The organism is Paraburkholderia sp., assembly GCF_028283785.1.
In the GTDB taxonomy this organism is placed as follows: Bacteria; Pseudomonadota; Gammaproteobacteria; order Burkholderiales; family Burkholderiaceae; genus Paraburkholderia.
Genome location: NZ_JAPWKB010000011.1, coordinates 1 through 21172, shown reverse-complemented (window position 1 = coordinate 21172; position 21172 = coordinate 1). Strand labels below are relative to the sequence as shown.

At 62.5% G+C, this 21172-nt stretch carries 13 protein-coding genes and 2 pseudogenes; 4 read left to right on the top strand and 11 right to left on the bottom strand.

Features of this window, described 5'->3' with window-relative positions; genetic code table 11:
* Nucleotides 1–34: 34 nt before the first annotated feature.
* The gene (locus tag PW947_RS11320; RefSeq protein ID WP_299631665.1) at nt 35–352 is read left to right on the top strand and encodes a YnfA family protein; all 318 of its coding nucleotides are present in this window, start codon (nt 35–37) and stop codon (nt 350–352) included.
* Nucleotides 353–369: 17 nt separating this feature from the next.
* Here PW947_RS11320 and PW947_RS11315 read toward each other — a convergent pair whose 3' ends face one another.
* Nucleotides 370–1356, bottom strand: a complete 987-nt coding sequence (locus PW947_RS11315; protein ID WP_299631663.1) for a sensor domain-containing diguanylate cyclase — start codon at nt 1354–1356, stop codon at nt 370–372.
* 520 nt (nt 1357–1876) lie between these two features.
* Here PW947_RS11315 and PW947_RS11310 point away from each other — a divergent pair.
* On the top strand, nt 1877–2854 hold the full coding sequence (locus tag PW947_RS11310) for a hypothetical protein (protein WP_299631661.1): 978 nt from the start codon (nt 1877–1879) through the stop codon (nt 2852–2854).
* Nucleotides 2855–2912: 58 nt separating this feature from the next.
* On the opposite strand, the gene PW947_RS11305 is transcribed toward PW947_RS11310, so the two are convergent.
* Nucleotides 2913–3395, bottom strand: a complete 483-nt coding sequence (locus PW947_RS11305; protein ID WP_299631659.1) for a hypothetical protein — start codon at nt 3393–3395, stop codon at nt 2913–2915.
* A gap of 265 nt (nt 3396–3660) precedes the next feature.
* The gene (locus PW947_RS11300; protein WP_299631658.1) at nt 3661–5985 is read right to left on the bottom strand and encodes an FdhF/YdeP family oxidoreductase; all 2325 of its coding nucleotides are present in this window, start codon (nt 5983–5985) and stop codon (nt 3661–3663) included.
* Nucleotides 5986–6143: 158 nt separating this feature from the next.
* On the opposite strand from PW947_RS11300, the gene PW947_RS11295 reads away from it, so the two are divergent.
* Nucleotides 6144–7556, top strand: a complete 1413-nt coding sequence (locus PW947_RS11295) for a PLP-dependent aminotransferase family protein (protein ID WP_299631657.1) — start codon at nt 6144–6146, stop codon at nt 7554–7556.
* Nucleotides 7557–7649: 93 nt separating this feature from the next.
* Nucleotides 7650–7916, top strand: a complete 267-nt coding sequence (locus tag PW947_RS11290) for an ArsR family transcriptional regulator (RefSeq protein WP_299631781.1) — start codon at nt 7650–7652, stop codon at nt 7914–7916.
* Nucleotides 7917–7992: 76 nt separating this feature from the next.
* Here the strand turns inward: PW947_RS11290 and PW947_RS11285 are convergent, their stop codons facing one another.
* From PW947_RS11285 to PW947_RS11250, 8 genes and pseudogenes are all read right to left on the bottom strand, one after another.
* Nucleotides 7993–9498, bottom strand: coding sequence for a heavy metal sensor histidine kinase (locus PW947_RS11285; protein WP_299631656.1), 1506 nt, complete (start codon nt 9496–9498; stop codon nt 7993–7995).
* Nucleotides 9495–10181, bottom strand: a complete 687-nt coding sequence (locus PW947_RS11280) for a heavy metal response regulator transcription factor (RefSeq protein ID WP_299631654.1) — start codon at nt 10179–10181, stop codon at nt 9495–9497. The genes PW947_RS11285 and PW947_RS11280 overlap by 4 nt, the downstream gene beginning before the upstream one ends.
* A gap of 54 nt (nt 10182–10235) precedes the next feature.
* The gene (locus PW947_RS11275; protein WP_299631779.1) at nt 10236–11684 is read right to left on the bottom strand and encodes an efflux transporter outer membrane subunit; all 1449 of its coding nucleotides are present in this window, start codon (nt 11682–11684) and stop codon (nt 10236–10238) included.
* 44 nt (nt 11685–11728) lie between these two features.
* Entirely contained in the window at nt 11729–12997 is a 1269-nt protein-coding gene (locus PW947_RS11270) for an efflux RND transporter periplasmic adaptor subunit (protein WP_299631652.1), read from the bottom strand.
* 16 nt (nt 12998–13013) lie between these two features.
* Nucleotides 13014–16202, bottom strand: coding sequence for an efflux RND transporter permease subunit (locus tag PW947_RS11265; RefSeq protein ID WP_299631650.1), 3189 nt, complete (start codon nt 16200–16202; stop codon nt 13014–13016).
* A 470-nt stretch (nt 16203–16672) separates the two neighbouring features.
* A pseudogene (locus PW947_RS11260) lies at nt 16673–17621 on the bottom strand (IS110 family transposase).
* A 568-nt stretch (nt 17622–18189) separates the two neighbouring features.
* Nucleotides 18190–19416, bottom strand: coding sequence for an IS256 family transposase (locus PW947_RS11255; RefSeq protein WP_299630214.1), 1227 nt, complete (start codon nt 19414–19416; stop codon nt 18190–18192).
* Between the two features lie 488 nt (nt 19417–19904).
* Nucleotides 19905–20930 (bottom strand): annotated as a pseudogene (locus PW947_RS11250) (IS110 family transposase).
* Between the last annotated feature and the right edge of the window lie 242 nt (nt 20931–21172).

Here is a 21172-nt window from a genome sequence, read left to right as displayed (position 1 = left end):
GCGCAGACGCAACCCACCGTTCGACGCGCGCCGCATGACGACCGTCGCGTTGTTCGTGCTGACCGCATTGGCGGAAATCGTAGGGTGCTATTTGCCGTGGCGATGGCTGCGCGATGGCGGCAGCATCTGGCTGCTGGTTCCGGCGGCGATTTCGCTCGCGTTGTTCGCGTGGTTGCTGACGCTGCATCCGACGCCTGCGGGACGGACGTATGCGGCCTACGGCGGCGTTTATATCGCCGTGGCGGTGGTGTGGCTGTGGGTCGTGGATGGCATCCGCCCAACCGGTTGGGACGGCGTCGGCGTCGCATTGACGCTGGTGGGAATGGCGGTCATCGCGTTCCAGCCGCGATAACCGCCTGACATGCAGGCTTAAATCACGGTGACGCGATTGCGTCCGTCGTGTTTCGACATATACAGCGCGCGGTCGGCGCTCGCGAAACCGTCACGATGCGACAGACGCGACAACGTGTCTTTCACCGTCAACGACGCGCCGATGCTGACCGTCACCACGCCGAACGGCGACCCGCGATGTTCGATGCCGAGCCGCGCGACGCCGCTGCGCACCTGCTCGACCATCGCTTCGAACGCAGCCGGTTTCGCGTCGAGCATCAGCAGACCGAACTCCTCGCCACCGAGCCGTCCCGCGATCACACGATCGCCGTCGGCCGCCTCCTGCATCACCGACGCCACGTCGCGCAAACAGGTGTCGCCGGTCGGATGACCGTAGGTGTCGTTGTATTGCTTGAACCAGTCGACATCGACGACGACTGCGCCGATGCCTTCGCCGTCGCGCGCTTCGTACCATTTGCGACCAATGCTTTCAAGCAGAAAGCGACGGTTGAACAGATGCGTCAGCGGATCGATGGCGGTCGCGGTGCGCAGCTTCAGATCGTTCTCGATCATCAGGCGCAAGTGATTGAACACCGCGCGCTGCGCGGCGTCGAGCGTGCGCGGCAGCGGGTCCATCGCGCAAAGCGCGCCGACCACCTGACCGTCCGGCGAATGCAGCGGAATCGCGGCGTAAAAACGCACATACGGATAACGGCGCACCAGCAGACATTCGGAAAAGCGCGCGTCCGCGTGGGTATCTTCGACGACGGTGAGCTCGTCGTCCTGGACCGCGTGATCGCACAGCGAGCCCGCGCGCGGCACCAGCGGCAGCGCCATGCCGACTTCCGCACGGTAATGCTGGTTGTGCTCGTCGAGCAGCGTGACGGCAGTCATCGACGCACCGGTCACACTTTTCAGGATCGACGCGGCGTGCGCGAAACACTCGCGCATCACCTGGTCGTCATGCAGCAGCCATTCGATCACCGAAGGTTCCGCTCCCGACTCCTGGAAGGCGGTGAGATCCATCTGAATCCGGCTGGAAAGGCGGTCGACACTTTGCGCTAATTGCACGGCTTGAAATCCTCTATTCGCTTGAAGCGTGTCAACGGCACCCGGCCCCAAAACTTGAGATTTCCGGGCTTTCCCGTAAGGGATTCATTGGACCGTTTTTTCGAGGACGGGCTGCGCGGAAGCCTTGTGGGCGGGGCCTGGCCGGCTACTCGCAGCTCCTTTCCTGGTGTTACATAAGGGTCGCAAGCGTCCGTCGATGCAACGACGTCGAACCGGCCGCGGACTGTCGGCCGGCACGACCGTCGTTACGCACGACCGTTTCTTTATTGCCCTGCCCTACAGACCGGAACCGGACGCGCATCCGGTCGTCGCTCCAAAGCCGCGTGCGATGGACGCGGACGCGGGCTGCTGCACGTTTCCCGAAAGCTATTCCTTGCTTCCAGGTAAGAGTTGATATTGACTGGTAACGCAGAAATCTTAAGTTTCCTTCAGAATCCGACGCTTTATTTAGTCCTAGGGCGGTTCCGCGAAACGTATGCGCATCAATATTCCACTTTCTGCAATCGCCGCCGCCCTCATTGCGATCAGCGCATCCGCCTCCGCTCAGGAAATCGGTCTGTATGCGGGCCCGCTCACCGGTTCAGACGCCAACACGTACTCGTGGGCAATCGACTACACCGAAGGCTTCGGCAAGTACTTCGCGGGCAGCATCACGTGGCTCAACGAAGGCCACGTACCGGGCCACCATCGCGACGGCCAGGCCGCGCAGGCATGGCTGCGTCTGCCCGTCGCAAACCGGCGCGTGGTCTTCGCGCTCGGCGCCGGGCCGTATCGTTACTTCGATACGGAAACGGCTAAACAGGGCGAGGGATACTCGAATACGCACGGCTGGGGAATGCTGTACAGCGCGCGCGCCAGCTGGTATTCCGCGCATCGGTGGACGGCGAATCTGCAGCTCAACCGCGTGCAGGTATGGCGCGGCCCGCCCACCACCGCGTTGCTGGTCGGGATCGGCTATCAGCTCGACGGACCCGACGAGCCGGGTCCGCGCGCATTCGCGATTCCGCGCACGCACAACGTCACGCAGAACGAAGTCGCGGTGATGGCTGGCGAGACGATCCTGAACAGCCTGCAATCGCAGACGTCGTTCGCCGAAGCGATCGAATACCGGCGCGGCTTGACGCGTTTCGTCGATGCGACCGTCGGCTATCTGCATGAAGGCAACGGACTCGTCGCCCGGCGCGACGGCTTGACCGCGCAACTGTGGCTGACGCGCGCGTTTCTCGACGACAAGCTGACGATTGGCATCGGCGCGGGCGCGTATGCGGCGATCCACCATGGCGAAGACACAGACCGCTCGTCGGGCGACGGGATTCTGTCGGGCCTCGTGTCGGTATCCGGCTCGTACCGGTTCAGTCAGCACTGGGCCGCACGCGTCACGTGGAACCGCGTCGTGACCCGCTATAGCCGCGATACGGACGTGCTGCTGGGCGGTCTCGCTTACCGTTTCTGATCCGTGCGCGGCAGCGCATCGGCGAAAAAAAACGGCGACCTCGCGGTCGCCGTTTTTTTTATATCAGTAGCGAGATCAGGCCGCCTATCGTGATGCCGGCGGCCAGCCAGCGTCCTGCTGTGTAGAACGGATTGGTGTTCTCCGGCGGCTTGTCCGGATTGTCCAGTCCCAGCGACCCATACGCAAACGACTTCACCGCGCCACCGGCGGTCGCGGTCGCGCTTGCATCAGCGCTCGCGTCCGCACTCCCGTCCGTGGCGGTATCGCCCGAACTGTCCGTACCATCCGTGTTACTGGTGGATGCGGTGGAACCCGCTGCCGCACTCGTATTGCCAACCGGTTGCGACTGCGATTGCGACTGCGATTGCGCTGCGGCTGCCGCACCCGCGGAGGAGATGCTGACTGCGTCGTCCTGCGTGACGCCATCGCTCTTCCCCGAAGACGCGGCAACCGTCGATCCGTCGTCCTTGTCCGATGCCGCGGTTTTCACCACGGCACTCCGGTCATAGGCCGGCGACGATCCGCCGTTACTGATCTGCATAGCCCTATCCCCCTTCTTTCTTACCCGCCGTCAAAATCAACGGCACAACGAGCAAGGCGTAGCGTTAACGCCAATCGCTACGCCCAGCAACGTGCCAGCCAGAAAACTCGTCGTGGTCGTCGACGAGCATCCGTCAAATGCCGGAAGACAGATCATCAGCAACACGGTCAGGAGGCGGCGCATCGACAAAACCCTTTTGAATAGTCTTTCTGCGCTATCGACACAACCCGCACCGATTTTTAGTCTTGGTAAGGCAAAGAAAGTATCAGGCGGCCAACGCCTCTTGCGCCGTCATCGTCGATGCGATCAACAGCACGGGAATCGACTTCGACGTCGGCGTGCCCGCGCCGTCGGCAACCGACGACAGCGGCACCAGCGGATTCGTTTCCGGGTAATACGCACCCAGACAGCCGCGCGGAATGTCGTATTCGACCAGCAGGAAACCGTCCACGCGACGCTCGATGCCGTCTTCGCAGACGCTTTCGATATCGACCAGCTGGCCCGGTTCGAAGCCGAGCATCTTCATGTCGTCGATGTTCGCGAACAGCACGCGACGCTGTCCGTACACACCGCGATAGCGGTCGTCCAGCGCGTAGATCGTCGTGTTGTACTGATCGTGCGAACGCGTCGTCATCAAGGTCATCAGACGCTCGCCATGCAGCGCGCGTGCACGATGGATCGGCGTATCGAACGAAATCGCGTGCACGACGAACTGTGCCTTCTGGCTCGGCGTTTTCCACACGCGGTCACGCGATGCGACGCCCAGATGGAAGCCGCCCGGCGTCTTCAGACGCTCGTTGTAATCGCCGAAACCGTCGATCACTTTCGCGATGCCGTCGCGGATCATCGCGTAATCGTTGACGTGCGCCATCCAGTCCACTTTCTCGCTACCGAGCGTGGCTTCGGCCATGCGCCCGACGATCGCGATTTCCGACAGCAGGTTCTGCGATGCGGGCTTGTTCATCCCGTACGAGATATGCACCATGCTCATCGAATCCTCGACGCTGACGCCTTGCGCAACGCCGTTCTGCAGATCGATTTCCGTACGGCCGAGAGTCGGCAGGATCAGCGCGTCGCGGCCGTGAATCAGGTGGCTGCGGTTCAGCTTGGTGGTGATGTGCACGGTCAGGTCGCACGAACGCATCGCCGCCCATGTGCGCGGCGTGTCCGGCGTCGCGATCGAAAAATTGCCGCCCAGACCGATAAATACCTTCACACGACCTTCGAGCATCGCGTGGATCGATTCGACCACGTCGTAGCCGTGTTCGCGCGGCGGTTCGAAATCGTAGACTGCGCCCAGACGGTCGAGAAACGCCTGGGTCGGCTTTTCCTCGATACCCACGGTGCGGTCGCCCTGCACGTTCGAATGGCCGCGCACCGGGCACAGACCCGCACCGCGCCGGCCGATATTGCCGCGCATCATCATCATGTTCGACAGCAGTTGCACCGTCGGCACCGAGTTCTTGTGCTGCGTGATGCCCATGCCCCACGTCGAAATCACCGCGCGGCCCTTGATATAGATGTCCGCGAGATTCAGCACTTCGTCGATCGGCACGCCCGATTCCTCGACCACCGCATCCCAGCTTTCGGCGCGCAGATCGGCCGCGAACGCGTCGAAACCGACCGTGTGTTCGTCGATAAACGCCACGTCGAGCACACGCTCCGTGCCGTTGCGGACCGCTTCGTCGTCCAGTTCGATCACGCGTTTCGCGACGCCCTTGATCAGCGCGAAGTCGCCGCCGATCTTCGGACGCACGAACACCGAGCTGATCTTCGTGCTGCCCATCGTGATCATTTCGACCGGGTGTTGCGGGCTGGCAAAACGTTCGAGACCGCGTTCCTTCAGCGGATTGATCGACACGATGGTCGCGCCGCGCTTCGCGCATTCGCGCAGTTCGCCGAGCATCCGCGGGTGATTCGTCGCCGGGTTCTGACCGAAGATCAGCAGCGTGTCCGCGTGCTCGAAATCGTCCAGCGTGACCGTTCCCTTGCCGATTCCGACCGTTCCCGGCAGGCCGCGGCTGGTTGCCTCGTGACACATGTTCGAACAGTCGGGGAAGTTGTTGGTGCCGTACATCCGCACGAACAGCTGATACAGAAACGCGGCTTCGTTGCTCGCGCGCCCGGACGTGTAGAACGCGGCGCGGTTCGGATCGTCGAGCGCCTTCAGATGACGCGCCATCAGCTGGAACGCGTCGTCCCAGCTAATGGGAACATAGCGGTCGCTTTCCGCCGAATAGACCATCGGATCGGTCAGACGACCGTGCTGTTCCAGCTCGAAATCCGACTGCGCCATCAGCTCCGTGACCGTGTACGTCTCGAAGAACGACTGCGTCACGCGCTTGCTGGTCGCCTCGGCGGCCACCGCCTTCACGCCGTTTTCGCAGAATTCGAAGGTCGAGCCGTGTTCGCGGTCCGGCCACGCGCAACCCGGGCAGTCGAAGCCGTCCGGCTGGTTCTGGGCGAGCAGCGTGCGGTAATTGCCACCCGACACTTTCTCTTTCAGCAGGTTCAGCGCCACGTACTTCAGCGCGCCCCAGCCAGCGGCCGGGTGGGTATACGGTTCGATACGAGCGTCGGATTTCTTCATGGCCTTCAGGCAGATTAGCGGGCGTTTGCGCCGATGACGCAAGCGTACTGTGTTCCAAAACGGGTGCGGCACACAGAAAACGGGAAATTCGAGGGATACAGTTTTGATTTGTGTCATACACTCTGGCTGTGCCCCTCGCTACTTATCGACACACCCGCGTGAAGCTTTACGAAAAAATTGCCGATGACATCGACGCCGCCGTCCGGCGCGGCGTATTTGCGGCCGGCGAGCGGATTCCGTCGGTCAGGCAGGCGAGCCAGCAGTACGGCGTCAGCATCAAGACCGTGCTGCACGCGTATGGGCTGCTCGAAAGCCGGGGCATCGTCGAAACGCGGCCGCAATCCGGCTATTTCGTCCGCGAACAGGCGCGCACCGACGCGACGCGCGATCACACCGGGCCGGTTCCGGTCGTGGCCTCCGAGGTGGACGTGAGCCGGCTGGTGCTGTCTACACTGCGCAGCATCCGCACCAACGCCGCGATGCCGCTCGGCTCGCCGTATCCCGACCCGACGCTGTTTCCGTGGCGGCGCATCAACCAGTATGCGAACGCGATTGCGCGCCGCCATACCAGCTGGAACCTGATCGACGACCTGCCGCCCGGCAATCCCGAGCTGATCCGGCAAATTGCGCGACGTTACGCGGAGAACGGCGTGCCGGTCGATCCCGACGACATCATCATCACGGTCGGCGCGACCGAGGCGATCAACCTGAGCTTGCAGGCCATTGCAAAGCCGGGCGACACCGTGGCCGTCGAGTCGCCGACCTACTACGCGATGCTGCACGCGATCGAACGGATGGGCATGCGCGCGCTCGAAGTGCCGACCCATCCCGTTGACGGAATCGATATCGACGCGCTCGAAGCGCTGATCGGCAAGCAGAAAATCGCCGCGTGCATGGTGATGCCGAATTTCCAGAATCCGCTCGGTTTCCAGATGCCGGACGCGAACAAGAAGCGCCTCGTCGAGCTACTCGCGGCGCACGAGATTCCGGCCATTGAAAACGACGTCTATCACGAGCTGTATTTCGGCGACAGCCGCCCGACGACGCTGAAGAACTACGACACCAAAGGGCTGGTGCTGCATTGCGCGTCGTTTTCGAAAAGCCTGACGGCGTCGTACCGGATCGGCTGGGCGATGCCAGGCCGCTATCGCGAGCAGGTCGAAAAACTCAAGTTCCTGAACACCCTGACCACGCCGTCGGTGCCGCAGGTCGCGGTCGCCGACTATCTGCGGCAAGATGGCTACGACCGGCATCTGCGACACGTCCGCAAGGTTTATCGTCAGCAGGCGCGACTGATGACCGCGATGGTGCAGCGCTTTTTTCCCAGCGGCACGCGCACCTCGGCGCCGCAAGGCGGCTATGTGCTGTGGGTCGAACTGCCTGAAAACGTCGATTCGATGCGGCTTTATCAGGCAGCGCTCGCGCGCGGCATCACGATCGGCCCCGGTTATATGTTCTCGACGCGCAATGCGTTTCACCATTACATCCGCCTCAACTACAGTTATCCGTGGACCGCGCAAACGGAAAACGCGTTGAAGACGCTCGGTGAACTCGTCGCGCGCATGGCTTGACGCAACACGACCAGACCAAAAACGGAGACAGACATGAGCGATGGCACGAACGGCACCCCGAACCACGACCTCAACGACGATGCGGACGACGACATGGACGGCGTCGATCCGGCGATGATCGCCGTGCTCACGCAACTATGGCGTGCGCAGCGGGAGACGCCGGGGCGTGCGTGGTCGCTGGCGAAGCTGTCCAAACAGTCGGGATTGACGATGAGTGCGCTGCGACGCCAGTTGACCGCGCTCGACGGAAACGGCCTCGTCGAAACCACCTATACCGAGGAAGGCACGGGCACCGCGCATTTGACCGAAGAAGGCGCGTCGATCTGCGCCGATCTGTTCCAGCAGGAAGACGACGACTGAGCGCCATGCTCGCATGCGCGCAGCGCATGCATCGCGCGATACCTGATGCATGCATGCGTCACGCGCATGCATGCATTCAGACGCGCGGTCCGGCGGTGGCCGCGCCCATGCCCGATGCCGCTTTCGCGGCGGCTTGCGCGTTCGCAGCCGCACCGGCTTCGCGTACCGCGAGGTCGCCCGCGCTCAACGCAGCGACCGAAAACGAGAACGTGTTGACGCCCGCGTCGCTTCGCACCGACACCGTGCCGCGATGCATCTCGGCAATCGCCTTGACGATGGCCAGCCCGAGCCCGTGATTTTCGCGACTATTGGTGCGCGACACTTCGGCTCGATAAAAACGGTCGAACAGATGCGCTAGCACCGACGATTCGATCGGATCGCCCGGATTCGCGACCGCGATGCGCACCTGATCGTGCTCACGCGTGATCGACACCGTGACCGTATCGCCGCGTCCGCAATGCTGGATCGCGTTCATCAGCAGGTTCGTGCAGGCGCGCCCGAACAGCGAGCGGTTCACCAGCGCAATCGCGTCGCCGTGCGAGACCGCGCGCACGCGTGCTTCGTCGAACGGAATTTCGAGGAATTCGAGCGTGCGCGCCACTTCCGCCGCCAGCGACACTTCGACCAGACCCGTCGCGCGTTCGCCCTGATCGGCACGCGCGAGGAACAGCATGTCGTTGATGATCGCGCGCATCCGCTCGTATTCTTCGAGGTTCGATTGCAGCGTATGGCGCAAATCGTCCACCGAGCGATCGCTGCGCGTCAACGCAACTTCCGTCTGCCCGATCAGGATCGTGACCGGCGTGCGCAACTCGTGCGCGACGTCCGCATTGAACGATTCGAGCCGCCCATACGCGCAGTCGAGCCGTTCGAGCGCGCCATTGAACGAATGCGCCAGCTCGTTCAGTTCGAGCGGCAACGAAGCGGTATTCAGCCGTTGCGAGCGATTGTTCGGCCTGACCTCAGCCGCATCTCGCGTAAGCCGCGTCAACGGCGCGAGGCCGAGACGCGTGACGCCGTAACTGAGCCAGAGCACCGCAAGACTGCCCAATGCGGACAGCGCCGCCAGCGCAAAGCCGAACACGCGCAGCGTGCGCAGGTTCGTCAGGTAGCTCGCGCACACCTGCAGATGGACGGGCGGACGCATGCCGTATGCCGGGATGGTCTGCGTGGCGGTCAGCATGTCGTCGGTCCCGTTGGACGGCTGGATGCGCGAATAGCCGCCCGGCCAGCTATCGACGACTTCGCCTTGCAGCGGCGTGCCGTAGTGGAACAACGGCGTATCGCTCCAGACCGAAAACAGCGTGGTGTTGTCGCGCGGCGTCATGTCGGTGAGCTTTTCGCGCGCCATCTTCCATTTTTCCGGCGTGACGCCGTGATAAACGATGATGCGGGCAATTTCCATCCGGTCATCGAGCGACTCGCGCAAGTGGCGCTCGAGCTGCGTGCGCAGCACGACGAATAAACCCGTGCCGATCAGCGTGAACATGCACAGCGCGACCAGCGCGAACATCAGCGCGAGGCGCCGCGCGATCGAGCGGTTCGACGTGTAGAAATCTGGCGACGCAGCGGACGTATTCATGGCAATTCAGCTTCTTCGCGCACTTCGAGTACGTAGCCCATGCCGCGCACCGTATGCAGCAACTTGGTCGGAAACGGGCCATCGAGCTTCGCGCGCAGGCGCTTGATGGCGGTTTCCACGACGTTCGTATGGCTGTCGAAATTGACGTCCCATACCATTTCGGTGATCGCCGTTTTCGACAGAATATCCCCTTGCCGACGGGCTAGAACACTCAAAAGCTGAAATTCTTTCGCGGTCAGATCGAGGCGCACGCCGTCGCGCGACGCACGCCGCCCGATCAGATCGACGAACAGATCGCCGACCGAAATCAGCGTCGATTCCTGCGAGCGCGTGCGACGCGCGAGTGCATGCAACCGCTCGACGAGTTCCAGAAACGAAAACGGTTTGGTCAGGTAATCGTCTGCGCCTTCGCGCAAACCGCGCACGCGATCGTTCACATGATCGCGCGCGGTCAGCATGATGACCGGCGTGGACTTGCGCATCCGCAGCGCTTTCAGCACGCTGAACCCATCGCGCTTGGGCAGCATCACATCCAGCACGATCACGTCGTAATCGAATTCGGTTGCGAGATGCATGCCTTCTTCGCCGTCGAGCGCGACATCGACCACCCAACCCTGCTCGGTCAATCCGGAACGCAGATAGTCGACCACTTTGTGTTCGTCTTCAACGATCAGCAATTTCATTCGCGTCTCTCCTGTACCGACATTATATGAAACGCCTCGTATTGCCCTGTCATATCAATCTGCATGCGCGCCGCCCTGCTGCGCGGTCTGCGGTTCGGCCGGCGCAGCAACATCCCAGCCGCCGCCGAGCGCCTTCACCAACGACACCGACAATGTCATCTGCTGACCGCGAATCTGCACGTCCTGGCGCTCGCTGGTCAACATCGACTGCTGTGCGTTGATCACATCCAGATACGCGACCAGACCGCCGGAATAGCGGTCGTTCGCGAGCGACAGCAGATGCTGCGCGTCGACCACCGCATCGTGCGACTCCTTCGCCGCACCGTCGAGCACCGACAGACCCGTCACGCCGTCCTGCACCTGCTGGAACGCCGTCAGCACGGTTTGCCGGTAGTTCGCTTCGGCCGCCTGATAGCCCGCGCTCGCGTATTTGACATTTGCCGCGCGCCGTCCGCCGTCGAACACGACCTGACCGACTGCCGCGCCCAAGGTCCACATCAGGCTCGGCGCGCTCAACAGACTCGCGAACGACGTGCTTTCCCAACCGATACTCGGCGTCAGCGTCAGGCTCGGAAAAAACGCGGCCTTGGCAACGCCGATCTGCGCATTCGCCGCCGCCATCGCCCGCTCGGCCGACGCGATATCGGGGCGACGTTGCAGCAGATCGCTCGGCAAGCCCAGCGGGATCGGCGGCACGCTCGCATCTAGCACTTTCGCCGCAACCGAGAATTGCGGCGCGGGCACGCCCACCAACGCGGCGATCGCATGCTCGTATTGCGCCCGCTGGCGCAACAGCAACTGCGCCTGCACGCGTGTCGCGTCGAGTTGCGATTTCTGTTCGAGTACATCGAGTCCGGAAACCGAACCGAGATCGTGCTCGGCGCTCACGTAGTCGAGTGCTTTCTGTTGCAGTTGCACCGAGCGGTTCAGCACATCGATTTCCGCATCGAGTTCGCGCAGCGAGAAATAGTCGGTGGCGAGATCGGTGGTGAGCACGAGACGCGCGTTCGCGAGATCGTCGCCCGACTGCTCCGCCGATGCCTCCGCGCCCTCCACTTCACGACGTATACGGCCGAATAGATCGGTGTCGTACGAGATCGACGGCCCGATCTGAAGATTGTTCTGCACCGTCGTCTGACTCGGCGTCGAGTAGTTCGTCACCGGGCGGTTCTTCGAAATCTTGAAGCGCGACGCCGCGCCGTTGAGATCTACTTCCGGCAAACGCTGCGCCGACGTATTCGCCAGCGTCGCACGCGCCTGCGCATAGTGCGCGCTTGCCGCGACCAGCGTCTGATTCTGCGCGAGCGCCTGACTTTCGAGCGTGTTCAGCGTAGCGTCGTTGAACGCGAGCCACCAGTTCGGCGCAAGCGGCGCATGCGACGGCTCGGCGACACGCCAGTACGAATCGGTTTGCCATGCCGGCGGCGTATCGGCTTGCGGCTGTTTGTAGTCCGGCCCGACCGTGCACGCGGACAGACACAGCGCGCCACCTGCCAGCGTCAGCGCCGCGACGCCGCCAGATTTCCGCCGCGCGAAATCAGACCGCTTCACGACGCCTCCTTGTCATCGGCGGCGTCTTTGGCCGGTTCCTTGCCGCCGCCTTTCGACGCATCCTTGTCCGGCTTCGCGATCTGCACGTGATCGCCGTCCGCGATGGAATCGCTCGGGTTGATGATCACGCGATCCGTCGCGTCGATGCCGCTTTCGAGTTCGAGCGTCTGACCCATATCGCGCGCGATCACGATTGGACGCAGCCTGACCGCACCCTTGTCGTCGACGACAGCCACTTGCGGTCCTTCCTTGCGAAACAGCAGCGCATTGCCCGGCACCGTCAGCCGTGCATGCTCGGGCGCGGGCAACGCGACCTGCACGTAAGCGCCGGGACGCAGCGTGCCGTCCGGATTCGGCAACCTGACCTCGACTTGCAGCGAGCGGGTCGGCACGTCGATCGCGCCGGAAATATTCGCAATCGTGCCGTTGAACGTCTGCCCCGGCAATTCCGCCTGCGTGATCGCGACCTGCTGACCGACCGTCACGTTCTGCGCGTACGCTTGCGGCAGCTGGATAAACACGCGCAACGGGTCCGACTGCGCAAGCGCGAACAGCGCGCGGCTCGCGCCGCTGCCCGCGTCGATCAGGTCGCCCACGTCGACATTGCGTTGCGTAACCACGCCGGCGAACGGCGCAACGATCCGTTTGAAGGATTCGAGCTGACGCAAACGCTTGACGTTCGCATCCGACGCGGCGAGATTCGCGACGCCCTGGTTGTATGTGCTTTGCCGTTCGTCGAGTTCCTGTTGCGACACCGCATCGCGCTGACGCAACTGTTTCCAGCGGTCCAGAGACGATTTCGCGAGACCCAGGCTTGCATTGATCTGATCGCGCTGCGCAACCGCCTGTGCAAGCTCTTGATCGATCTCGGGCGTATCCAGATCCGCGAGCAGCTGGCCCTTTTGCACGCGCCCGCCGATATCGACGTACCAGTGCAGCAGATAACCGGTTGCGCGCGCATAGATCGGCGACTCGACGAAGCCGCGCAACGTCGCCGGCAACAGCGTCTTGCCACTTGCCTTGCCTTGCACCGGCGTCACGACCGTCACGTATTGCTGCGCGTTCTGCTTCGTCGTTGCCGCGACCGAACGGTTCTGGAACACGTTCGAAATTACAGTGCGCAATGCGCCGAGCGCGAGCAGGATCAGCACCACGACGATCGCGATCTTCGCGCGTCGCCACTCGCGATTACGCGGCGGCAACGCGTGGTCTTCGTCGTTCTCGCGCGTGGGAATGGCTAGCGAAGCATGGGTTTTCTCAGTCATTTCATTCAGCCATCGTTTAACTTTTTTGAGCGGGTTCGCCGCGATCGCCATCTTGTTTGCGCGCGTGGCGCCGTGCAAGACGACTGTGAATGCCTGCGAACACCAGCGGCACGAAAAACAGTGTGGAAACGGTCGCGAACAGCAGGCCGCCGATCACCGCGCGGCCCAGCGGCGCGTTCTGTTCGGCGCCTTCGCCGAGACCGAGCGCCATCGGAATCATGCCGATGATCATCGCAAACGCGGTCATCAACACCGGGCGAATCCGGCTCGCGCCCGCTTCGAGCGCGGCCGTGAGCGGCGGTGCGCCCGCCATCAGCCGCTGACGTGCGAACGCCACCATCAGGATACTGTTCGCGGTCGCGACGCCCATCGTCATGATCGCGCCGGTCAACGCGGGGACGCTCAGATGCGTGCCGGTCAGGAACAGCATCCAGACGATGCCCGCGAGCGCGGCCGGCAATGCGCTGATGATGATCAGCGGATCGACCCACGACTGGAAGTTCACGACGATCAGCAGATACACCAGCACGATTGCCATCGCGACACCGACGCCCAGCCCGAAATACGAACTGCGCATGGTTTGCACCTGACCGCGCACGGTGATCGTGCTGCCGCGCGGCAAGGTGGCGCGCGCCTGCTGCACCAGCTTGTCGACCTGATCCGCCACGCTGCCGAGATCGCGCCGCTCGACGCTCACGTACACGTCGATCACCGGACGGATTGCGTAATGCGTGACCACCGCGAATTTTGCCTTGGGCGTGACCTGGACCAGGTTGCCGAGGAGTTGCGTCGGCCCCGTGCTGCCCGCGCTCGACACCGGCGTGCGCAGCAGGTCGTCGATCGACGACATCTGGTATTGCGGCGTCTGCACGCCGACCTGGTATTCGACGCCGTTGCGGTTATTGAACCAGAACCCCGGCGAGGTCTGCGAACTGCCCGACAGTGAAATCAGCAGGTTCTGCGCGACGTTGCTCGCACTCAGATTCAATTGCTGCAAACGCGTGCGGTCCATCTGCAGATTCAGTGCGGGCGAGTCGAGTTTTTGCTGGATATGCGTATCCACGGTGCCGGGAATCTGCCGCACTTGTTTCATCAGTTTGCGCGCGACATCGAAATTGCCTTGCTGGTCCGCACCGGCGATCTGCACATCGACCGCCGCGGGCAAACCGAAGTTGAGAATCTGCGTGACGATATCGGCCGGCTGGAAGAAGAATTCGACGCCCGGGAAACGTTGCGGCAACAACGCCCGCAACTTGTCGACGTACATGGCCGTCGGTTTATGGTCTTCGTTCAGTGCAATCTGGATCTCGCCGTCGAGCGTACCGATCGTGCCCGAGTTGCTATACGACAGATTGATACCGCTGTACGGCAAGCCGAGGTTATCGAGGATCGTGCCGAGTTCGTGCTCGGGCACGACTTCTCGAACCACCTTCTCGACTTCGTCGGCGAGACGCGCGGTTTCTTCGATGCGCGTGCCGGTCGGCGCCCGCATGTGCAGGCGGATATTGCCCGCATCGACGCTCGGAAAGAAGTCTTCGCCGAGCGCGAAAACCAGCGCCATCGACACGACGCAGAAGCCGAGAAACAAGCTCGCGAACATCCGGCGCCGCACCAGCAGACTGCTCAGGATCACGATGTATCCGCCGCGCATGCGTTCGAAACCGCGGTCGAAACGACGGTAGAGACGCATGAACAGATTCGGCTTCGCGCCTTCTTTCGGTTGATGCGCGTGTCCCATCAACAGCATTGCGAGCGTCGGCACCAGGGTTCTGGAAAGCACGTACGACGCCAGCATCGCGAACACCACCGCTTCGGCCAGCGGCACGAACAGAAAGCGCGCGACGCCCGTGAGGAAGAACATCGGCACGAACACGATACAGATACACAGCGTCGACACCAGCGCCGGAACTGCGATTTCACCCGCGCCTTCGAGGATCGCGTCGTGCAGATTCGTGCCCATATGCAGGTGCCGCTCGATGTTTTCGATCGTCACCGTCGCATCGTCGACGAGAATCCCGACCGCGAGCGCGAGGCCGCCGAGCGTCATGATGTTGATGGTCTGGCCGAGCGCGTGCAGCGCGATCAGCGACGTGAGGATCGACAGCGGAATCGACACTGCGATGATGCAGGTACTGCGCCAGTTGCCGAGGAACAGCAGGATCATCGCCGCGGTCAGCGCCGCCGCGATCAATGCTTCGCGCACCACGCCCTGCACCGCTGCCTTGACGAATACCGATTGATCGAACAGCGCAGTGATGCTCAGTTCAGGAGGCAATGCAGCGCGCGCATTGGGCAGCAGCTTATGCAGCGTATCGACGATCGCGAGCGTCGAAGCACTGCCGTTTTTAAGCACCGACATCAACACGCCGCGCCGGCCGTTCTGCCTGACGATATTGGTCTGCGGCGAGAAGCCGTCGCGCACGTGTGCGACTTCGCGCAAATACGTGGTGGCGCCGTTGAGCGTGCGCACGGGGATATCGTTGAGACCTTCGAGCGTGGACGGCGAGCCGTTCATGTCGATCGTGTATTCACGCGATCCGATTTTGGCCGTACCGGTTGGCAGGATCAGGTTTTGCGCGTTGAACGCCCCGACCACATCCGACGGCGTCAGTCCTTTTGCGAGTAGCGCGCGGGTGTCGAGGTCGACGGAAATCAGACGCGACTTGCCGCCATACGGATACGGCACCGACGCGCCGGGAATCGTGACCAGTTGCGGGCGCAGGAAGTTGAGCGCCGTGTCGTTGAGTGCCTGTTCGGACAGTTTGGGGCTGGACAGGCCCAGCTGGATCACGGGAATGCTCGACGCCGAGTAGCTGATCACGAGTGGCGGCGTGGCACCGGGCGGCATCTGTCTGAGCTGTGCCTGCTCGACCGCGACCGTTTGGGCGATAGCGGTCTGGATATTCGCGGTGGGTTGCAGGAACAGCTTGATGATCGCGATGCCCGCGAGCGATTGCGACTCGATGTGCTCGATGTCGTTGACCGTCGTGGTGATGCTACGTTCGTTGACCGACGTGATGCGGTTGGCCATATCCTCGGCGGACAGGCCCGTGTAATTCCAGATGATGCTGACCACTGGAATATTGATTTCCGGGAGCACGTCGACCGGCGTGGTGAGCAAAACGAACGGCGTCGCCAGCAGGATCATGATTGCCATCACGATGAACGTGTATGGCCGCTTGAGCGCAACGTTGACAATCCACATTGAGACGCGCCTAAAGGATGCGCCGGGGGCGCCTGGTTTCGTGTGATTATTGACTCAAGCGATGGGGCTCGAGGACTCGGGGTTTTCTTTGGCTTGACGCGGCGGCCGGATGATAGCTGGCCGCGCGGTGCGCGCTTGTTCCCTTGTCGGAGTCTATGCTAGTGGATGGGTGCCAACCGCTGCATGGCGCGAAAATGGCGGAAATGACAGGAATGGGGGTGGGGGTGGGGTTTGGTGGTTTGCCTCGGTCGGCTCGGTCGTCCCGGGTTTGCGGTGGTTTGCCTGGGTCGACTCGGTCGTCCCGGTTTCGCGCTGGTCTGTCTGGATCGGCTCGCTTGTCCCGGTTTCACGCTGGTCTGCCTGGATCGGCTCGCTTGTCCCGGTTTCACGCTGGTCTGCCTGGATCGTCCCTGTGCGGGACCGCACCTACTTTTCTTTGCTCGCGCAAAGAAAAGCAACTGTATTGAACGTCAAGCGGCAATGGGATTCCAGGGTGCGGAATCGCGCACCATGGCATTGAGCATGACGAGCAGACGGCGCATGCAGGCGGTGATGGCGACCTTGAAGGGTTTGCCGGCGGCGAGCAGGCGCGTGTTCAGCGCCTTGATGGTGGCGTTCCACCGCTGGCCGCTGATGCAGGCCATGTAGAGGACGCGTCGCACGGCGATGCGCCCGCCCGCGATACGGCGTTTGCCCTTGCGTGCGCCGCTGTCGCAATTGAACGGCGCGAGTCCGGCGAGCGAAGCGATTTCGCGGTTATCGAGCGAGCCCAGTTCGGGCAGAAATGCGAGCAGCGTGGCGGAGATGGTCGGGCCGACACCGGGCACGGAGCGCAGCAGGGCCTCCTTGTCCTGCCAGGCGGGACAGGCGCGCACGAAGGCGCCGATATCGAGGTCAGCGATATGGACCTGCTGGCTGAGCCACTTGATGTTCTCGCGCAGACTGGGGCGCGTGGCGGGATGGGCGCGTCGCAGGCGCGCTACCTCGGCATTGAGCATCTCGAGCAGTTGCAGGCGTCGCAGCAGCAAGGCCTGCAACTGCTGGGTGTGCCCGTCGGTGAGGGGGGCGCACAGGCGGCTTGACGGCCTGGGCGTAGCGGGCGATGAGCAGCGAGTCGATCCGGTCGGTCTTGGCGCGCTGGCCGGTGGCGTGGGCAAAGGCGCGAACGTTGCGGGGATTGACTGCGACGGCGGGCAGGCCGGCCATCAGCATGGCGGACAGGACGGCGAGTTCGAGCTTGCCGGTGGCTTCCATGACGATCAGGGCGGGGTCGAGCGTGAGCATGCACGCGACGAGTTCGTCGATGGCGTGGGGCTGGTTATCGACGCGGAAGGTTTCAGCGGTTTCGAGGACGGCGATATCGAGGAACTTGCCACTGACATCGATACCGACGTGGAAGGTAGAAGACGTGTTTTGCATAGTCATCGCGGCACCCATACTTGCGTGAATTCGAGCTTTGAGCTCAGTCAACTGTTCGGGTTCAGGGGATGAAAGAGGCAGCCGTTCCAGGCTTTTCTACGGGTTCGAAGACCCTGTAGGCGAAACGAACTGACTGCCTCTGTGACGAAGACTGATCAGGTCAGCGCCACGTCCTCAATATACAAGTAGGCAAAAGAAAGCGCGTTTACACCGCCACTCCGTAGCGAGTGGCGTCTATCAATTTTCGGGTAGTGGACCGCGCACGTTTGGAGTGGCCGGTCCGTTTTTCCCGGTGGTCCGCGCCCGCACATCCCGCCCGCTTCGCGGCGGTAGCCCACTTCAACAACCCATTTTTGCCACGTCCTGGCCGCCTCTTCGACGGTTCCGCGCCCAGCTAAAAGCCCGGTTTGCGCCACCTGATTTGGGTGCCTTCACGACGGTTCCGGCCTCCTCCACAAAGCCCGATTTGCGCCGCGGCATTCACCCATCCTTCACGACGGTTTCGACGTTCCGGGTTGCCAGGAATTTTTGCGAGCCTTTCAGAAATTTTGTGTGCGAGTCATGGTACTCATGGCCCGACAGTAAAGCGGTCTTCAAACTGGATGGCGAACTCCGTTCGCGCCGCGCTCCAGCACAGGGGCCGGTTGGTCCACTTGCCGACGATGTAGCGCAGGCTCAGCCAGATGAGTTTGAGCGCGGCTTCGTCGGATGGAAAGTGGCCCTTGTTGCGGATCGATTTGCGCACCTGGCTGTGCAGGCTCTCGATCGCGTTGGTCGTGTAGATCAGCGTGCGCACCGGCGCGGTGAACGCAAAGAACGGCACGACCTCTTCCCACTGCCGTCGCCACATCGGCACGATCGCCCGGTAGCGCTGGCCCCACTCGCCGGCCTCGAAGCGCGCCAGTTCCTGTTCGGCCGCCTCGGCGCCCGTTGCGGTGTAGACCGGCCTGAGCGCGGCGGCCAGCGCGGCGCGCTCCTTCCAGGTGGCGAACTGCATCGAGTTGCGCAGCAGGTGCACGATGCAGGTCTGGACCACCGTCTGCGGGAACACCGACACGATCGCCTCCGGAAACCCCTTGAGCCCGTCGACCACCGCGATCAGGATGTCGCGCGTGCCGCGCGCCTTCAGCTCGCTCATCACCCTGAGCCAGAACCGGGCGCCCTCGGTGTGCTCGATCCAGATGCCCAGCACGTCGCGGTAGCCCTCACAGTTCACGCCGATGGCCAGATACACGGCCTTGTTGCGCACCAGCCCCTCATCGCGGATCTTCACGCGCAGCGCATCGAAATAGACCAGCGCATACACCGGATCGAGCGGGCGCTCCTGCCAGGCCCGGACCTCGTCGAGCACCGCGTCGGTGACCGCCGACACCAGCTCGGGCGAGATCTCCAGGCCGTAGAGTTCGGCCACGTGGGCCTGGATATCGCGCGTACTCATGCCGCGCGCGTACAGCGCGATGATCTTCTGGTCGAAGCCGGGAAAGCGGCGCTGGTATTTGCCGATGAGCGCCGGATCAAAGCGGCCGTGGCGATCGCGGGGAATCGCCAGCTCCAGCGGGCCGTCCTCGCTGAGCACGGTCTTCGCGCTCGATCCGTTGCGGTGGTTGCCCGCGTCGTGCTCGAGCGGCTGGTCCAGATGCACGTCCATCTCGGCGTTGAGCATGCGCTCGGCCAGCGCCTTCTTGAGTTCGCCGAGCAGGCCCTGCGAACGCAGGACCGTCTGCGGATCCTGCCCCTTGAGCAGTTCGTCCAGCACCGCCGGATCGAACCGGCTCCTCGTCTTGCGCGTTGCCATATGACTCTCCTTGGCCCGTTACGGGCAATCATATGACTCGCAGACACAAAATCGCTTACAGGCTCATTTTTGCGCGCGCGACCAGACCGGCGCATGCCAGAAAAATGGGTATTGTGACAAACGGAGTGCAGCGCGCGAATGGCGCCAAGAGATAAAGACGGGGCTGTGCCCAACGGCTGTCGCGGAGCGAACAGCCGGAACGAATGACTGCCTTTATATGGACGCCTCCCGTTTGCCAAGGGATTTCGTGTGTGTTGGTAGACAGGAAGGCTGCGGCTTTATATCCGGCCTTGTTGCAGGTCGAACCCGCTGGCCTCGATGGAATCCGCTGGCTCACGCCTCACTTGACACACGGGCTGTTAGCCCGCAAGGCAGTTCAGGTTTGGTGAGTCCCGGTCTGACCTGTGTGCCATCACACTCAATTACCTTGCGCAACCGCTGACATCCCATCTCCCCTGCAAAACCGGTTTATTCAGTCATTGCAGCGCTTACGCCGCTCGCGTACTCACATAGCCTTTCTCGTACGTACGCCCGTGCGCCAGCAGCGCCCAAATCGTTCGGGCCATCTTGGGTTGGCCAACGCAACGATTACCACGTTATACAGGCGCCGCCGGCCCAACTGCTCGATCCACGGGCACGGCTCTTTCACGCGCGCGAGCACCGATCGTGCACCGTGGATCAGCAGTGTGCGCAGATACACATTACCGCGTTTGCTGATCATGCAGTCTGATCCTGCCACCGGTGCCGGTCTGTCTGGGCACCAGACCCAGCCAGGCCGCAAACTCACGTCCTGAATGAAACGCTTTGGGGTCGCCCATCGTCGCCACAGCAGCGGTCGCTGTCAGCAGCCCGACGCCGGGAATGTCGGCGATCTGCCGGCAGGCACGCTCTTCCTTCATCCAGTCCGGAAATTGCGGCGTTCGATTCGCGCAATCTGCTCGTCGAGAACGTCAAACCCATGCCACTGCTCACGCAGCGTGTCCACCAGCATCGTGGGCAAACGCGCCTCCAGGCGCGCCAGCACATCAGCCATCGCCCAGTTCAGCGCAGCGCGGCCTTACGCCATCACTTCACCGTATTCCGTCAGCAGCCCACGCAATCCAATGATCTGCATCGTGCGAAACCTGATCAGTTGCTGGCGCATCAGGTGCAATGCCAGCACGGCCTGCTGCGATTCAGTCTTGACCGTCACGGACCTCACGCCCGACTGCTGTACCGCGGTCCAGATTGCCCGTGCATCAGCCACGTCGATCTTGTTACCGCTCACAAACGCCTTGACCGCCTGGCCCGGCATCAACTTCACCTGATGACCCATCTGCTCCAGATGACGCGCCCAGTGCTGGGAACCGCCACACGCTTCCATGCCGATCAGGCACGGCGCGCGATTTGCAAAGTGCGACAGAAACGTGGCGCGTCGGATCTGCCGGCTGACGACCTCGCCTGTTTTGCGGATCAACCCAGTGGACCTGGAACACCTGCTTCGCAATATCGACACCAACCGGAGTAAGCTTCATTTGGGTTCTCCTTCCTCAAGTGGTACGTTGCCCAACTTCCACTCTGGCACATCTGAGGCCGTCGGTTGCGAGAACCCACCTTCCTGGTCGCGCCCCGACCATTCGATCAGCAGCCCTCGCGGGGAGGAGGCGTCCATACCATTTGTCACCAAGGCAAACGGTGCGGCAACTCAAATCGTGCGCGGTCCACTACCCGATAATGAATAAACGCCACTCGCTACGGAGTGAGCGGTGTAAACGCG

Bases quoted from the DNA above. Each gene is read 5' to 3' on its own strand.
- PW947_RS11310 (WP_299631661.1), top strand. From the start codon at position 1,877: ATGCGCATCAATATTCCACTTTCTGCAATCGCCGCCGCCCTCATTGCG.
- PW947_RS11280 (WP_299631654.1), bottom strand. From the start codon at position 10,181: ATGAAATTGCTGATCGTTGAAGACGAACACAAAGTGGTCGACTATCTG.
- PW947_RS11290 (WP_299631781.1), top strand. From the start codon at position 7,650: ATGGACGGCGTCGATCCGGCGATGATCGCCGTGCTCACGCAACTATGG.
- PW947_RS11300 (WP_299631658.1), bottom strand. From the start codon at position 5,985: ATGAAGAAATCCGACGCTCGTATCGAACCGTATACCCACCCGGCCGCT.
- PW947_RS11265 (WP_299631650.1), bottom strand. From the start codon at position 16,202: ATGTGGATTGTCAACGTTGCGCTCAAGCGGCCATACACGTTCATCGTG.
- PW947_RS11285 (WP_299631656.1), bottom strand. From the start codon at position 9,498: ATGAATACGTCCGCTGCGTCGCCAGATTTCTACACGTCGAACCGCTCG.
- PW947_RS11305 (WP_299631659.1), bottom strand. From the start codon at position 3,395: ATGCAGATCAGTAACGGCGGATCGTCGCCGGCCTATGACCGGAGTGCC.
- PW947_RS11270 (WP_299631652.1), bottom strand. From the start codon at position 12,997: ATGACTGAGAAAACCCATGCTTCGCTAGCCATTCCCACGCGCGAGAAC.
- PW947_RS11255 (WP_299630214.1), bottom strand. From the start codon at position 19,416: ATGGCAACGCGCAAGACGAGGAGCCGGTTCGATCCGGCGGTGCTGGAC.
- PW947_RS11320 (WP_299631665.1), top strand. From the start codon at position 35: ATGACGACCGTCGCGTTGTTCGTGCTGACCGCATTGGCGGAAATCGTA.
- PW947_RS11315 (WP_299631663.1), bottom strand. From the start codon at position 1,356: ATGGATCTCACCGCCTTCCAGGAGTCGGGAGCGGAACCTTCGGTGATC.